Annotated in this window: 15 protein-coding genes, 2 tRNA genes and 1 pseudogene; 9 read left to right on the forward strand and 9 right to left on the reverse strand. The window is 66.1% G+C overall.

The window, feature by feature from the left end:
* Window positions 1–67 precede the first annotated feature (67 nt).
* Window positions 68–547 carry an OsmC family protein gene (locus tag J1902_RS12330; protein ID WP_207616545.1) on the forward strand — a complete coding sequence of 160 codons (480 nt, stop codon included), beginning with the start codon at window positions 68–70 and terminating at the stop codon, window positions 545–547.
* Here J1902_RS12330 and J1902_RS12335 read toward each other — a convergent pair.
* Window positions 544–1,533, reverse strand: a complete 990-nt coding sequence (locus tag J1902_RS12335; RefSeq protein ID WP_207616546.1) for an NAD-dependent epimerase/dehydratase family protein — start codon at window positions 1,531–1,533, stop codon at window positions 544–546. The genes J1902_RS12330 and J1902_RS12335 overlap by 4 nt on opposite strands.
* Window positions 1,534–1,651: 118 nt before the next feature.
* Here J1902_RS12335 and J1902_RS12340 point away from each other — a divergent pair, with 118 nt between their 5' ends.
* Both J1902_RS12340 and J1902_RS12345 read left to right on the forward strand, forming a co-directional pair.
* On the forward strand, window positions 1,652–2,347 hold the full coding sequence (locus J1902_RS12340) for a mechanosensitive ion channel family protein (protein WP_207616547.1): 696 nt from the start codon (window positions 1,652–1,654) through the stop codon (window positions 2,345–2,347).
* 1 nt (window position 2,348) lies between these two features.
* Entirely contained in the window at window positions 2,349–2,816 is a 468-nt protein-coding gene (locus J1902_RS12345; protein WP_278253635.1) for a globin, read from the forward strand.
* A gap of 42 nt (window positions 2,817–2,858) precedes the next feature.
* Here the strand turns inward: J1902_RS12345 and J1902_RS12350 are convergent, their stop codons facing one another.
* A complete protein-coding gene (locus J1902_RS12350) occupies window positions 2,859–3,530 on the reverse strand; it encodes a DUF8185 domain-containing protein (protein WP_207616548.1) in 672 nt (223 codons plus the stop codon).
* A 63-nt stretch (window positions 3,531–3,593) separates the two neighbouring features.
* Between J1902_RS12350 and J1902_RS12355 the strand changes: the two genes are divergently transcribed.
* Window positions 3,594–4,532: an acyl-CoA thioesterase gene (locus J1902_RS12355; RefSeq protein WP_207616549.1), complete on the forward strand. Its 939-nt coding sequence runs from the start codon at window positions 3,594–3,596 to the stop codon at window positions 4,530–4,532.
* 137 nt (window positions 4,533–4,669) lie between these two features.
* Here J1902_RS12355 and ettA read toward each other — a convergent pair whose 3' ends face one another.
* The 3 genes from ettA to J1902_RS12370 form a co-directional block, all read right to left on the reverse strand.
* Window positions 4,670–6,352 carry an energy-dependent translational throttle protein EttA gene (gene ettA, locus J1902_RS12360; protein WP_207616550.1) on the reverse strand — a complete coding sequence of 561 codons (1,683 nt, stop codon included), beginning with the start codon at window positions 6,350–6,352 and terminating at the stop codon, window positions 4,670–4,672.
* Window positions 6,353–6,410: 58 nt separating this feature from the next.
* Entirely contained in the window at window positions 6,411–6,968 is a 558-nt protein-coding gene (locus tag J1902_RS19365; RefSeq protein WP_242701939.1) for a DUF6993 domain-containing protein, read from the reverse strand.
* 175 nt (window positions 6,969–7,143) lie between these two features.
* Entirely contained in the window at window positions 7,144–7,704 is a 561-nt protein-coding gene (locus J1902_RS12370) for a single-stranded DNA-binding protein (RefSeq protein WP_207616551.1), read from the reverse strand.
* A 220-nt stretch (window positions 7,705–7,924) separates the two neighbouring features.
* Between J1902_RS12370 and J1902_RS12375 the strand changes: the two genes are divergently transcribed.
* Window positions 7,925–7,997 (forward strand) — tRNA-Arg (locus J1902_RS12375).
* A 126-nt stretch (window positions 7,998–8,123) separates the two neighbouring features.
* On the opposite strand, the gene mptB is transcribed toward J1902_RS12375, so the two are convergent.
* Window positions 8,124–9,680 carry a polyprenol phosphomannose-dependent alpha 1,6 mannosyltransferase MptB gene (gene mptB, locus J1902_RS12380; protein WP_207616552.1) on the reverse strand — a complete coding sequence of 519 codons (1,557 nt, stop codon included), beginning with the start codon at window positions 9,678–9,680 and terminating at the stop codon, window positions 8,124–8,126.
* Window positions 9,681–9,832: 152 nt separating this feature from the next.
* On the opposite strand from mptB, the gene orn reads away from it, so the two are divergent.
* The 4 genes from orn (at window position 9,833) to J1902_RS12400 (ending at window position 12,209) form a co-directional block, all read left to right on the forward strand.
* Entirely contained in the window at window positions 9,833–10,468 is a 636-nt protein-coding gene (gene orn, locus J1902_RS12385; RefSeq protein ID WP_207616553.1) for an oligoribonuclease, read from the forward strand.
* 132 nt (window positions 10,469–10,600) lie between these two features.
* Window positions 10,601–10,673, forward strand: a tRNA-His gene (locus J1902_RS12390).
* A gap of 122 nt (window positions 10,674–10,795) precedes the next feature.
* Window positions 10,796–11,374, forward strand: a complete 579-nt coding sequence (def, locus tag J1902_RS12395) for a peptide deformylase (protein WP_207616554.1) — start codon at window positions 10,796–10,798, stop codon at window positions 11,372–11,374.
* Window position 11,375: 1 nt separating this feature from the next.
* Window positions 11,376–12,209: an acyltransferase domain-containing protein gene (locus J1902_RS12400; protein WP_207616555.1), complete on the forward strand. Its 834-nt coding sequence runs from the start codon at window positions 11,376–11,378 to the stop codon at window positions 12,207–12,209.
* A gap of 19 nt (window positions 12,210–12,228) precedes the next feature.
* Here J1902_RS12400 and J1902_RS12405 read toward each other — a convergent pair whose 3' ends face one another.
* From J1902_RS12405 to J1902_RS12415, 3 genes and pseudogenes are all read right to left on the reverse strand, one after another.
* A complete protein-coding gene (locus J1902_RS12405; protein ID WP_207616556.1) occupies window positions 12,229–13,026 on the reverse strand; it encodes an HNH endonuclease family protein in 798 nt (265 codons plus the stop codon).
* A gap of 139 nt (window positions 13,027–13,165) precedes the next feature.
* Complete coding sequence (locus J1902_RS12410; protein WP_207616557.1) at window positions 13,166–13,375, reverse strand: hypothetical protein; 210 nt, start codon at window positions 13,373–13,375, stop codon at window positions 13,166–13,168.
* A gap of 77 nt (window positions 13,376–13,452) precedes the next feature.
* A pseudogene (locus tag J1902_RS12415) lies at window positions 13,453–13,896 on the reverse strand (glyceraldehyde-3-phosphate dehydrogenase); the annotation flags it as partial.

A 13,896-nucleotide genomic window follows, 5' to 3' on the forward strand; every position in this document is an offset into this window, starting at 1 on the left:
ACCACGCCCTGGCCCCGGTTCCGCCAAGGGACCGGGGCCAGCTGTGTGCCCCCATTAGACTGTCTGCATGAGCCTGGCCGAACACCACTATTCGCTGACCGTGCGCTGGACCGGAAACCTCGGCGAGGGCACATCGTCGTACCGGGGCTACACGCGCGACCACGACGTCGAGATCCCAGGCTTGCCCGTCCTCAAGGGCTCCTCTGATCCGACGTTCCACGGCGACCGCAGCCGCTACAACCCCGAACAGCTCCTGCTCGCGGCCCTGTCGCAGTGCCACATGCTGTCCTTCCTGCACGTCGCCGTGAAGCACGGCGTGGTGGTGACGGACTATGTGGACAACGCCGAGGGCCTGATGCGCCTGAACCGCGACGGCAGCGGCCAGTTCGAGAGCGTCACGCTGAAGCCGCAGGTCACGGTGGCCGATCCCGCCCACGTTTCCCTCATGGCCGGGCTCCATCACGAGGCCAACGCTATATGTTTCATCGCCCGGAGTGTGAACTTCCCGGTCCTGCACGAGCCACGTACGACGGCGGCCGCGGCCTAGCCCGCCAGAAATTCCGCGATAAGCCGCTGCTCCGTGGCGGCACCCAGCCCTGCCTTCCGGTCCCGGTGCAGGCCGCGCGCCCGCTCGTCCTCCAGCGTGTCCTGCAGGGTTTCCCGCCAGGGCCGCAACGCCAGGCCCAGCGCCCGGGCGGCCGCATTGGACCGTGCCGAGAAGCCCTCGTGGCCCGGCGGCAGCCAGAGCGGGAGCGATTCCGCTCCCGCCCAGTATTGGACGTTGTGCTCCACCAGCCAGTCCTCGCCGGCCACCACCGTTTCCCCGAGGGGGCCGGCCATGCGGCGCGACTCGTCGATGTATTCGCCGAACGGCACCACATCGCCCAGGGCGTTGAACGTGCCCGTGACGTGGTGTTCCGCGGCGTACAGAATCCAGGACGCCAGGTCACGGACGTCGATGACCTGCGTGGCGTGGTCCGGGATATCGGGCACCAGGACGGGATCCCGGCTGTCGGCGAAGCGGGCCGGCCAGTAGCCGTAGCGGTCGGAGCTGTCCCCCGGTCCGCCGATCAGCCCGGCCCGGACAATGTGCGCCTTCTCCCCCGCCAGCTCCACGGTCAGCTGTTCGATGGCGGACTTGGACTCCCCGTACCTTTCAGGGCTTGAATCCTCATCCACGGGCAGGGGCGGCAGCAGCTCTGCGTCCTCGTTTGCCCCCGGGACGGAATGCCCGGCATACACGGAGCAGCTGGACACAAACGTCCAGTGGGCGGCCCGCGAGGCCAGAGCCTCCAGGGCTTGACGGGCCTGGCGCGGATCACGCGCTACCTCCACCACGGCGTCCCAGCCACCGGCCAGCCCGGCATAGGCTGCGGCACCCACGGAACGATCGGCACGGACCCAGGCCACGCCGTCGGGCGGTCCGCCGGAGCTGCCGCGCGCCAGGCAGGTGACCTCATGCCCGGACGCGACCGCCTGCCGGGCGATTTCTGCTGAGAGGAAAGCCGTGCCGCCGAGAACCAGGATGCGCATGGGGCCACGCTACGGCGATAGTGTTGGCTGGGGACAGAGGGTTCAGCGCCCGGCGAACACGGGCCTGCCCAAGCAAACTGCACTTAAGCAACGGAAACAGTGAGGAGCGGCCCCGTAGATGAGCGGCACGCCATTGACCCTGGGCACGGAAACGGCTGCACGCGGGATCGACGTCTGGGCAATCCTGATCACCCTCGGCATCGGGCTGGTTGTGTGGCTTCTGGCCCGGTTCACCATCCTGCGGATCACGCGGCGCGTGGCCGAGGGCAGCACCTTCTTCAAGAAACCGCATTTCAAGTGGGTCCAGCCGGCCATCCGCGCCCTGGACCACGAGCGGCGGGTCCAGCGCGCGCACACGATTGGTTCGCTGCTGACGAGTGTGATCAGCGTGGCCGTGGTGGTCATCGTGATCATCTACGTGCTCAAGTTCCTCAACGTGGACATCGCACCGTTGCTGACCAGTGTAGGCATCCTCGGCGTGGCCATCGGTTTCGGCGCCCAGCAGCTGATCAGGGATTTCCTGGCCGGCATCTTCATCACCATCGAGGACCAGTACGGGATCGGCGACGTGATCGTGACCGGCGAGGTGGTTGGTACCGTTGAATCGGTGGGCTTGCGGATCACGCGGGTCCGCGCGGAAGACGGTGCCATCTGGTACCTGCGCAACGGCGAGATCCTGCGGGTAGGCAACCGCTCGCAGGGTGACTATGTGCCGGAGGAGCCGCCCGCAGCGGACGACGACGGCGGCTCGGGGACCGCTGTTGCGGCACCGAAGCGCCCCGCCACGGATCAAGACGAGAAAGCAAGTGAATGACATGACCAGCCAGCAGGAATCCGCAGCACCCCGGCCGGAGCAGCGCCGCCAGCTGATGCAGAACGATCCCTTCAGCCAGCCCGCGTACACGGACAGCTTCTATGCGGCGATCGGCGGGCACGACACTTTCGTGAAGCTCATCGACGTGTTCTACGACGGCGTGGCCGGGGATCCGCTGCTGCGGCCGATGTATCCGGAGGAGGATCTGGAACCGGCCAAGCGGCGCTTCCTGATGTTCCTGGAACAGTATTGGGGCGGCCCCACCACGTACGGCGAGGAACGCGGCCACCCGCGCCTGCGCATGCGCCACATGCCCTTCCGGGTCACGCCTGAAGCCAAGGACCGCTGGCTTTTCCACATGCGCACAGCCGTTGATGCCCTGGAGCTGTCCCCGCTGCACGAGGGCACGCTGTGGGACTACATGGAACGGGCGGCCCTGACCATGGTCAACAGCCCCTCGGCCGTCTGATCCGCGTTCCGGCTGACTCCTGGGCCGGTTCTTTGGCTGTGGTTAGCGGACCAGTCCCAGCCCGGCACCGGTCCGGACCAGGATGTGGCCGCGGCTGCCGCTGAGGCGGAACCAACGGCCATTGCGGAATAGACGGTGCTCGCCGTCGCCGAGGAACCCCAGCGCAAAGGCAGCAAAGGCGGCGCCCGCAGGCACGCCGGCCAGTCCCGGGAGGTCCCGGCCCCAAACCGCCGCCCGCGCATTGTTGACGATCGCGGCACCCGGCTGTTCCGGAACGATCCCGGCCACCTCCGCGATCCCGGCCTCCGCCGCCGCCTTGAGTTCGGCGTCGGGCACAGCTCCAATCGGCTCCCAGCCGCCGCGCGGCGCCCCCACACCCGCCCAGGATTCGGTGACGGTCGACGGCGGAATCGGCAGCTCGACGTCGTCCGCCTCCGCACGCGCCAGGCGGTCGGTGATGGACGCGAGCGTCACGGTGACATCAAGCTGTGCCGGCTCGGCCAGGCCAATGGTACGCAGTCCCAGGACCGTGGGGGTGGACTCCCCGAGAATCCGCGGCCTCAGGACGCACACATACGCGGCAAGAACCGGGCCTGCGGCCTGCAGGCGGATGGCGCCGTCATCGATGCTCTTGGCACGCGTGACGAAGGTGCGGAGGTCTGCAAGATCGCGGGGATCGGCGAAACGAAGGGGCTGGGTCAGGAGATCGGACACGTCACCGACTCTACCGGCATGTCGGCGGTTGAGCGGTGTTGGGGCGCCGTCTAGAGTCGAACCATGACTGACGCGTACATCGGCCTTGACGAAGAGGCCGCCATCGATGACCCCATGGATACGCTGATCGGACTGCTCGATCTGGGCAGCCTCGACGGCGCCCGGACAGATGAAGACATTTTCCTTGGGCCCTCCCAGAGGCAGCCGCGGCACCGGGTCTTCGGCGGCCAGGTGCTGGCCCAGTCAATGATGGCCGGAATGCGGACCGTGGAACCCGACCGCGTGGCCCACTCGATGCACGGCTACTTCCTCCGGCCCGGCGACGCCAACAAGCCCATCACCTTCGGCGTGCAGCGGCTGCGCGACGGCCGCTCGTTCTCGGCCCGCCGCGTGCACGCGTACCAGGACGGGGTCCCGATCCTGTCCATGATCGCGTCCTTCCAGCACGAGGATGACGGGCTGGACCACCAGTCCACCATGCCCGCAAGCATCCCTGATCCCGAGTCGCTGCCGAGCACGGCCGATCTGCTGGCCCGGTATGACCACCCCGTGGCCCGCCACATGTCCTCCGAACGGCCCTTCGACGTGCGGCACATCGACCCCGCCCTGTACGTCTCCGCCCCCACGGAGAAGGTGGCCACCAACGCCGTCTGGATGAAGACACTCGGCCCGCTGCCCGATGATCCCAATCTGCACCGGGCGGCCCTGGCCTACGCCAGCGACTACACCTTGCTGGAGCCCATCCTGCGCAAGCACGGCCTGGCCTGGATGACCCCGGGCATGAGCGTCGCCAGCCTGGACCACGCGATGTGGTGGCATCGCCCCGTCCGCGTGGATGACTGGCTGCTGTACGTGCAGGAATCCCCGAGCGCCCAGGGCGCACGCGGCCTGGCCACCGGCAAGATCTTCGACCGCAGCGGCGTGCATGTTGCCACGGTGGCGCAGGAGGGCATGCTGCGGGTGCCGGAGGAACTGCAGAGCAGGTTTGCGGCGCAGGTCTGAACACATCCGGCGCACCCCACGGCACTATGCAAAAGCATCCTTGGGTGCAGAGAACCCCGCCCGGAAATGATCCGGGCGGGGTTTCTCTGTTGCTGACGGGGCTGGCGAATGCCTGGCGGGCCGTCCGCGAGTGGCGATTAGTCGCGGGTGAGGCGGCGGTGCGTGACGCGGTGCGGCTTGGCCGCATCCGGGCCGAGGCGCGCTACCTTGTTCTCTTCGTAGGAATCGAAGTTGCCCTCGAACCAGTACCACTTGGACGGGTTCTCGTCGTCGCCTTCGTAGGCCAGGATGTGCGTGGCCACCCGGTCCAGGAACCAGCGGTCGTGCGAAACCACCACGGCGCAGCCGGGGAATTCGAGCAGCGCGTTTTCGAGGCTGCTCAGGGTTTCGACGTCGAGGTCGTTGGTCGGTTCGTCAAGGAGCAGCAAGTTGCCGCCCTGCTTGAGGGTCAGTGCCAGGTTCAGGCGGTTGCGCTCACCACCGGAGAGTACACCGGCTTTCTTCTGCTGGTCCGGGCCCTTGAAGCCGAAGGCCGCAACGTAGGCACGGGAAGGCATTTCGACGTGGCCGACCTGGATGTAGTCGAGGCCGTCCGAGACGACCTCCCACAGGGTCTTCTCCGGATCGATGCCGCCGCGGCTCTGGTCCGCGTAGGAGATCTTGACGGAGTCACCGATCTTCAGTTCGCCGCCGTCGAGGGGTTCAAGGCCAACAATGGTCTTGAAGAGCGTGGACTTGCCGACGCCGTTGGGGCCGATGACGCCGACGATGCCGTTGCGGGGCAGGGAGAAGGAGAGTCCGTCGATCAGGACGCGGTCGTCGAAGCCCTTCTGCAGGTTCTTCGCTTCCAGGACGAGCCCGCCCAGGCGCGGTCCCGGCGGGATCTGGATTTCCTCGAAGTCAAGCTTCCGGGTACGGTCCGCCTCGGCAGCCATTTCCTCGTAGCGGGCCAGACGGGCCTTGGACTTGGTCTGGCGGCCCTTGGCGTTGGAGCGCACCCACTCGAGTTCCTCGGTGAGGCGCTTGGCCTGCTTGGCGTCCTTCTTACCCTGGACCTCGAGACGGGCACGCTTCTTCTCCAGGTACGTGGAGTAGTTGCCTTCGTAGGGGTACAGGTGTCCGCGGTCCACTTCGGCGATCCACTCGGCAACGTGGTCGAGGAAGTAGCGGTCGTGGGTGACGGCCAGGACGGCGCCCGGGTAGCTGGAGAGGTGCTGTTCCAGCCACAGGACGCTTTCGGCGTCGAGGTGGTTGGTGGGTTCGTCGAGGAGCAGCAGGTCCGGCTTCTGGAGCAGGAGCTTGCAGAGCGCGACGCGGCGGCGCTCACCACCGGAAAGCATGGTGACTTCGGAGTCGGCCGGCGGGCAGCGGAGGGCGTCCATGGCCTGTTCGAGCTGGGAATCGAGATCCCAGGCATCGGCAGCGTCGATGGCTTCCTGCAGCTTGCCCATTTCCTCGAGGAGGACGTCGTAGTCGGCATCCGGGCTGGCCATTTCCTCGGAGATTTCGTTGAAGCGCTGGATCTTGCCGTAGATCTCGCCGACGCCTTCCTGGACGTTGCCCAGGACGGTCTTTTCCTCGTTCAGCGGGGGCTCCTGCAACAGGATGCCCACGGTGTAGCCGGCGCTGAGGCGGGCCTCACCGTTGGACGGGGTGTCGAGCCCGGCCATGATCTTCAGGATCGTGGACTTGCCGGCACCATTGGGGCCAACAACGCCGATCTTCGCGCCGGGGAAGAACGACATGCTGACATCGTCCAAAATAAGTTTGTCGCCAACGGCCTTGCGAGCCTTGGTCATCGTGTAAATGAATTCCGCCATGCCGTTAAATCTAATGGGTAGGCGTGCATAACTCACATTCGGGCCCCTGTCCGGGACCTTAGCGCGAATCCCCGACGAAGCATTTGCCGCTCGCCAGGACCGGAAGAACGGTCACAGCCACGGCGCCGTCGCGCACCTGCCCCACCACGCAATTCCGGCCGGAAGGCGCAGCGGCCTCGATCGCGTCCACGTCCAGCCCCGTGGGCGTCCGGCTGACGGACACTTCAAGGGTCCCGGCCGGAATGCCGGCGGCGACCAGGTCGGCCCGCAGCTGCTCCTGGCCTGGCTTGGGGCTGGCTGCAGCCACAGACACCAGCGTTGATTCCAGCGTTGCCCTCAGTTGGGCAGTTGCCGGATCCAGACCAGCCTGGGATGGTGCCGGAGTCCCGGTGCCGGGCGCTGTGGCGCCTGACGCGGTGGCTGGCTGGGCGGTGGCGCTCCCCGCATTGCTGGACGCGGAACCCTGCGTGGCGGGCGTCGCAACGGCAGGCTGGGGTGCCGGAGCCGTGCAGGCCGACAATGCCAGGGCTACCGCCGCGGCCGCGAGCGCGAGGTATCCGGCGGAACGGCCTTTGACCGACGGCTTCGTCTTTGCTTGGTGGGGTGCCCGGCTCATCACCTTGCCATTGTGCCATTGGAGGCGTGCCAGACGGCGCTGCGGGGTCTGACGGCCTGTTGCACAGTGCAGCCCGCGGTGTGGTGCGGTCCGTCGTGTGGTGCGGCACCGCCACGGGGGAACGTGCCGCACCACAGACGCTCTGTCCGCCGTGCCCGCCCTGGGCGCGGCGGATTCAAGCGTCGGTCTCCACCAGCTCACCCGTTCCGGTGTCGACCAGCAGCGATTCCCCGTCCTCGTCGTCGGACAGAAGCTCAAGCGAGCCCGTGGCCGGCTCTGTGTCATCGTCGTTCTCGGGGGGCGCCTGTTCTCCGTTCTCCCCCGGCGTCCAGGCATTGTTTTCCGGGGACCCTGCCGCAGCGGCCGCCGGTGTGGCAGTGCTTGCCATCCGGGTGAAGTTTGCCGACCCCCACATCAGGTCATGGCCCACGGTTTCGGCGTCGATCTCGGCAACGTGGTAGATCTTCCCTTCGCGCTCCCACTGGCGCAGTTTGAGCTTTCCCACCACGATGATGCGCTGCCCCTTCTTCACGCTGCAGCCGATGTGGCCAGCCAGGTGCCGGAAGGACTGCACCGTGAACCAGTTCGTGTTGCCGTCCACCCATATGTTGTTTGCGCGGTCGAACCGCCGGTCGGTGGAGCCAATGCGGAACGAAGCGGTGGCAATGCCGCCCGGCGTGGTGGAACTCCTGATCTCCGAGGCTACAAAGCCGCGGACCGTAATGATGTCGTTCATCGTGCTGTCCTTACGTCAGATGAAATGCCTACCCGGCGTCTTCAGCTTCACGCGGCGCAGAGGAGCGCGGCAGACCCCTCTTCCCGTATGTGGACATCCCGGTCCGGATCGCCTCTGTGGAGGAGGAGTGGACCATCTGGCCGGGCCTGCTCACACCGGCGCCTGCTGCAATGTAAACTCTTTGTGGCGCCCCAGCACAGACTGGGTGCAGCGCCCGTGCGCCCCAGTAGCTCAGGGGATAGAGCAGCGGCCTTCTAATCCGCCGGTCGGGGGTTCGATTCCCTCCTGGGGCACGCATGAAGAGGCTCTGAACTGCGGAAACGCAGCTCAGAGCCTCTTCCATTTGCTGGGCGCGGTTGCCGGGCAATGCTGAGCACCAGGCGCCTTCCCACCGGCCAAGCCCCAGATCCCGCTGAGCCTCAGATGATCGGGCGGAGACCCGGCTCGTCACGCTTGCGGAACAGGCTTTTTGTCTTGGGGTCTACGAAGATCAGGTAGACGGCAAACAGGAGCGCGATGACCGCGGCCGCGTTGCGGGCCAGCGTCAGCGCGAGCCCGAGGTCTTCGCTCTGCAGGTACGGGAACACGTCCAACTGGTCCGAGATGGCGTACACCATAAAGAAGGACACCATGAAGTACAGGGCCTTGACCTGCCAGTCGTTGCGGATGCCTGTGACGGCGAAGAGCGGGATCAGCCACACCACGTACCAGGACTGGATCATGGGCGCCAGGAACACGATCGCGGCGAATGCCAGGGTGAGCCGGCGCATGAGGCGGTCGTGCTCGCCGCGGAAGACCTGCCAGGCGATGGCCACGAGCATCAGCACCTTCCCGGCGTCGTACGCCCATTTCGCCATGCCCCAGCCGTCCAGCCCGAAGGCGTTGAAGATCGAGGCGACTACCAGGCCGATCAGCCCGATCGGCGCGTACCAGATCCAGATGCTTCCGGGGGCGGACAGGCCCTTGACCCATCCAAATCCGTAGCCGTTGACCAGGCTCATGGCATACAGCAGCCCCAGCGTCAGCGCCGCCGTCAGGCACCAGAAGAGAATCTTGCGGGGCCAGCTCGCGTTCTTGCCTGCCCAGAGGAGTCCGATGAACGGCAGGAACACGATGGTGATCGGTTTGACGGAGATGGAGAGCGTGACCAACACGATGCCCAGCACCACGCGCCTGGTGGCGCAGTAGTAGAGTCCGGCGAGGGCCAGGCCGATCATGAGGGCGTCGTTGTGGACGCTCGCGATGAAGTTGGTGAGGAACAGCGGATTTGCTGCGGTCAGCCACAGCGCCCGGTGCGGGTTGACGCCGTGGAGTTCGGCCAGCTTGGGCACGTAGATGATGCACAGCAGGATCCCGACGGCGGCCACCAGGCGGAAGAGCATGATGCTCGCCTCGGGCTGGACGTTGGTGACCCAGACGACGAACTGCTCGATCCACAGGAAGAACTGGCCGTAGGGCACGGGGGCCTCGGTCCACATCTTGTCGGCGCCCAACTGGAAGTAGTTGGGCAGTGCCGAGATCCCCTGCTCGTAGGGGTTGATCCCCTCCACCATGAGCCGGCCCTGGCCGATGTAGGCGTAAACGTCGCGGCTGAAGAGCGGGACGGTGAACATCATCGGCAGACCCCACGCGAGCACGGCCTGCAGCGTGGCCTTGCGGGCCTGCAGCCCCCAGACACGGACCCGCTGGCCGAGCCGGAGCCAGGCCCTGACGAGCAGCATGCCGCCGATGGCGAGCAGGACGATGGACAGCCCGACGCCGACACCTTCCGTGCGCATCCAGATGAACAACGGCAGGCGGCGCAATTCCGAGACGGGTGCCAGCCAGCCCACGCCGAGTGAACCGACGACCATGAACACCGAGCCGATGAAGCCTGCGATCAGCGGTGAGCGGGCATTGTCCACTTCGCCGATTGCTGCTGCCGCGCCCGACGATCCGTCTTCGGCCTTGAGGGTCGCGGAAACAGGCACCGTCATCTCAGAGTCGTCCAATCTGTTGCCGGGCATAGACCCCACGCGGGGCTAAATGCACCGGTGCGGGGAAGTCTGCGGCAGGAATCAAGACACTGCCACGCTCCAGAATCTTATCATCGGGGCACGTGGAAGCGGCTGAACGATAGGCTTGGCGGGTGCCTATTACAAATGAACGCATCGTCTGGATCGACTGCGAAATGACCGGCCTGGACCTCAAGAACGATGCCCTCATCGAGGTCGCCGCTTTGGTTACCGACTCTGAACTGAACATCCTCGGCGACGGCGTGGACGTCGTCATCAAGCCGGACGATGCCGCCCTGGCGCAGATGAACGACTTCGTCCGGGACATGCACACCCGGTCCAAGCTGCTCGATGAACTCCCCCACGGCAAGACCATGGCCGAAGCCGAGGCCGCCGTCCTGGAATACATCGAGAAGTGGGTGCCGGACCCCCGCAAGGCGCCGCTGGGCGGCAACTCGGTGGGCACCGACCGGATGTTCCTGGCCCGCGACATGCCCAACATCGTGGAGCACCTGCATTACCGCGTGATCGACGTCAGCACCATCAAGGAACTCTCGCGCCGCTGGTTCCCGCGCGCCTACTTCCAGTCGCCGGCCAAGCACGGCGGACACCGGGCCCTGGGCGATATCAAAGATTCCATCGACGAACTCCGCTACTACCGCGAGGCCGTCTTCGTGCCCGCCCCCGGACCCGATACGGCTACCGCGCAGCGGATTTCCAAGGAGATCATGGCCACCGCCGAGACCCTGGAAACCAACGGCGAGGTGTGATCTGCGCCATGTTTAGAGGTTTTTTTGCCGAAAAGCACGAAATTGGCAAAAGCACCCCCAATCAGCAGGTAAGCTATTTGTCGTTGCCTTCACGGAAAGCCGGTCAAACGGCCTGAACGCCAAAGGCACATGGTGGGCTTAGCTCAGTTGGCAGAGCGCCTGGTTGTGGTCCAGGAGGTCGCGGGTTCAACCCCCGTAGCTCACCCTCACCGAGATTGGCTCTTGAGCCGGTTTCCACTCAAAGGCCGCACCGGTTATCCGGTGCGGCCTTTGTTTTGTTTGGCCCTGTCACTGCCGTTTGGCACAACTACTGAGGAAGAACCTGACATGACCGTCCTGCCAGTCACCATCTGGGGCGAACCTGTTCTGCACCGCCGGGCCAGCGAAGTCGAGGTCTTCGACGACGAACTCCGTACCCTCATCGCGGACATGTTTGAAACCAACGACGCCGCCAACGCCGTGGGCCTCGCGGCCCCCCAGATCGGCGTCGGCAAGCGCATCTTCGTGTACAAGTACCCGAACGACGACGGCGTCCCCGAGCAGGGAGTCCTGGTCAACCCCGTGCTGACTCTCTCCAAGATCTCCGGCGCCTTGCCCGACCCCGACGAAGACGTTGAAGGCTGCCTGTCCTTCCCGGGCGAGCACTACCCCCTGCAGCGCGCCGAATGGGCCCGGGTGCAGGGCTTCGACGGCCACGGCAACCCCATTGACTTCGAGGCCACCGGCTGGTTCGCCCGTGTCATGCAGCACGAATACGACCACCTCGACGGCAAGCTCTACATCAACCGCCTGGTGGACCGCTATGCGAAGAAGGCCATGAAGCAGGCCAAGAAGCAGGGCTGGGGCGTTCCGGGGCTGACCTGGATGCCCGGCGTCGACCCCGATCCCTTCGGACACGATCACTGACATGACTGCACCCCGGCATTCCGAACTGTTCGCGCTCCTCGACATCACAGGCGAGGACACCGCGCAGTGCGCTGCGCTCCTGGACTCCCCGGCCGGCCCGGGCGTGGTCCGCGCCATGGCGGCGCTCCGGAAGCGCCTTGGCACTTTCCCGTCCGGGAACGCCAAGGCCGAGGACACCACGGAGCTGGACTGGATCGAAACCCTGCTGCGCTTCGCGCCCGAGGTCCGCGAGTTCCACTCCGCCCATGGCATCGCGCCGGACCTGACCGCGGCGATCCTGGCCGACATGGGCCTGCAGCTGCGCATCAACCGCCGCGTGCACGGAGCCTTCGGACTGGACACCTGGGGCTGGCTCACCCTGCACATGGCGGGAAACATGTTCCGACTCGGCCGGCTCCAGTACCATCTGATCCGCGAGGCCGGCGCAAAGACCTGGGACCAGGGCGCCGGCGGGCGCTGGACCCTGGGCGTGCACATCCCCGAGGACGGCGGACTGTCCCCTGCCCTGGTGGACGAGAGCCTCGCGATGGCGAAGGAGTTCTTCGCCCGCTTCTTCCCGGACAAGCCCGTTGCCGCCGCGACCTGCGATTCGTGGATGCTTGACCCCTACCTCGCCGCGAAGCTGCCGGAGAGCAACATCGCCTCCTTCGCACGGCGCTTCACCGTGGAGCGCTGCACGGATGAGCCCACGGACGCCGTGTACTTCACCTTCCGCCAGCGCGGCCTGGCCGATCTGGACAAACTTCCGCGTGAGACGTCCCTGCAGCGGGTGGTGCTGGAGCGGATCGACGACGGCGGTTCGTGGCAAGTCGGCCACGGCCGCCTCAGCCTGTGACGGCAAGCAAACCCGCCGTTCAGTCGGTGCGGATGGTCTCCTGCCCGGGGCATGCTGACAGCACCCGCTTCATGGCGTCCTTCTCGGCCTGGGTGACCCAAAGCCGGTAGGCCGCCTTGACGGAGATCTGGCGCGCCACATAGTGGCAGCGGATGTTCTTGTTGGCCGGCAGCCAGGTGGCGGCGTCGCCAGCGCCCTTCTTGCCGTTCTCAGGCCCATCGGCGGCCACAAGGTTCAGGGGATCGTTGGCCAGGCTCTGCCGCTGTGCCGCCGTCAGCTGCTGCGCCCCCTTCTGCCAGGAATCGGCCAGGGCAACAACATGGTCGATCTGGACGGCGGCGCTGGTCTCGGGGCCGCGGCGGAACGCGACGTGCTGCCCGGTGTAGGGTTCCTGGAACTGGCCGGCCGCCACCCGGCATTTTGAGCCTTCGGTGAAGCTAACGTCGGAGAGGTCGCGCCGGAGAACGTCGTTGCGCGTATCGCAGCCGTTGCGGTCCACGTCCAGCCAGGCCTGCCCGAATTCAGTGCGCTCGTAGTTGTCCTTGGCGGCACGGCCCTTGACGGGGAGATTTTCCAGGGCCTCGGCCGCCGTCCCTGCCGGCACGGGCAGGACCGGGCGGACCGGTTTCATCCAGGCCGGATCGTAGACCCGGACTTCACTCGGTCCGGTGCCTGTTGGCCCGGCCGTCGCGAACTGACCGCTGGTGAAGAACCAGGCAAGGCCTGCGGCCGCCCCGACGGCCAATAAGAGGAGGAGCGCCCAGGCCTGGCGGGATTGGCGCCGTGCGCGCCGGTATGCGGTCCAGGTTGTACTCAAGAGGCTCCGTCCAATCGGGAAAAACGTTCCCCCTGAGCCTAGGTGAGGGCCCCGACAGTCAAAGCCGATATCCACAGTGTGTAGGAGAAGTCACACTGCGGTTGAGCCACCGCGCTCCGCTGTGGCTGTTCCCCGTGGGTTATTGCTCCTTCATGACCCGCTGGACGTCTTCCGCGGCAACCTCAAGGAGCCCTTTCAACTGGGCCACGCGGTCCTCGCCCACGTAACCCGACCCGAGCCCGGCCACCGCTTCATCATACAGACGCTTCGCTTCCTTGTGATTGGCGCGGGCCAGGTCGAGGGCGCGTTCGAGCGTGGTTTCGTGTTCCAGAGTCGTTTCGCTTTCCATGACTCCATTCTGGTCAGGTTTCCCGGCTGATTCCAGCAATTCAGCCGGGAAACCCCGGTGTCCTTTCGGACGGTCCGTTAGACGGAGACCGTCTCGCGCGTCGCAGCGGCGGGCGCGGCGACGGCGTCGCGTGCCGGGAACGACGGCGGGTTGACACCGGCCATCTCTTCCATGACGCGGACCACCTGGCAGGAATAGCCGAACTCGTTGTCGTACCAGACGTACAGCACGAGGTTCTTGTCGTTGGAGATCGTGGCCAGGCCGTCCACGATGCCCGCACGGCGGGAGCCCACAAAGTCGGTGGAGACGACGTCGGGCGAATCGATGTAGTCGATCTGCTTGCGGAGATCGGAGTGCAGCGACATTTCACGCAGGTAGTCGTTGACTTCGTCCCGCGTGGTGCCGTTCTCCAGGCTGAGGTTCAGGATGGCCATGGAGACATCCGGGGTGGGGACGCGGATGGCGTTGCCGGTGAGCTTGCCCAGCAGTTCCGGCAGTGCCTTCGCTACTGCCTTGGCCGC

Source organism: Arthrobacter cavernae, assembly GCF_017368795.1.
Lineage (GTDB): Bacteria > Actinomycetota > Actinomycetes > Actinomycetales > Micrococcaceae > Arthrobacter > Arthrobacter cavernae.

What these genes read in the sequence shown, in the direction of transcription:
- J1902_RS12345 (WP_278253635.1), top strand. Translation starts at nt 2,349, where the DNA reads ATGACCAGCCAGCAGGAATCCGCAGCACCCCGGCCGGAGCAGCGCCGC.
- J1902_RS19365 (WP_242701939.1), bottom strand. Translation starts at nt 6,968, where the DNA reads ATGAGCCGGGCACCCCACCAAGCAAAGACGAAGCCGTCGGTCAAAGGC.
- J1902_RS12330 (WP_207616545.1), top strand. Translation starts at nt 68, where the DNA reads ATGAGCCTGGCCGAACACCACTATTCGCTGACCGTGCGCTGGACCGGA.
- J1902_RS12410 (WP_207616557.1), bottom strand. Translation starts at nt 13,375, where the DNA reads ATGGAAAGCGAAACGACTCTGGAACACGAAACCACGCTCGAACGCGCC.
- J1902_RS12355 (WP_207616549.1), top strand. Translation starts at nt 3,594, where the DNA reads ATGACTGACGCGTACATCGGCCTTGACGAAGAGGCCGCCATCGATGAC.
- J1902_RS12370 (WP_207616551.1), bottom strand. Translation starts at nt 7,704, where the DNA reads ATGAACGACATCATTACGGTCCGCGGCTTTGTAGCCTCGGAGATCAGG.
- J1902_RS12335 (WP_207616546.1), bottom strand. Translation starts at nt 1,533, where the DNA reads ATGCGCATCCTGGTTCTCGGCGGCACGGCTTTCCTCTCAGCAGAAATC.
- J1902_RS12340 (WP_207616547.1), top strand. Translation starts at nt 1,652, where the DNA reads ATGAGCGGCACGCCATTGACCCTGGGCACGGAAACGGCTGCACGCGGG.
- def (WP_207616554.1), top strand. Translation starts at nt 10,796, where the DNA reads ATGACCGTCCTGCCAGTCACCATCTGGGGCGAACCTGTTCTGCACCGC.
- mptB (WP_207616552.1), bottom strand. Translation starts at nt 9,680, where the DNA reads ATGACGGTGCCTGTTTCCGCGACCCTCAAGGCCGAAGACGGATCGTCG.
- ettA (WP_207616550.1), bottom strand. Translation starts at nt 6,352, where the DNA reads ATGGCGGAATTCATTTACACGATGACCAAGGCTCGCAAGGCCGTTGGC.
- J1902_RS12400 (WP_207616555.1), top strand. Translation starts at nt 11,376, where the DNA reads ATGACTGCACCCCGGCATTCCGAACTGTTCGCGCTCCTCGACATCACA.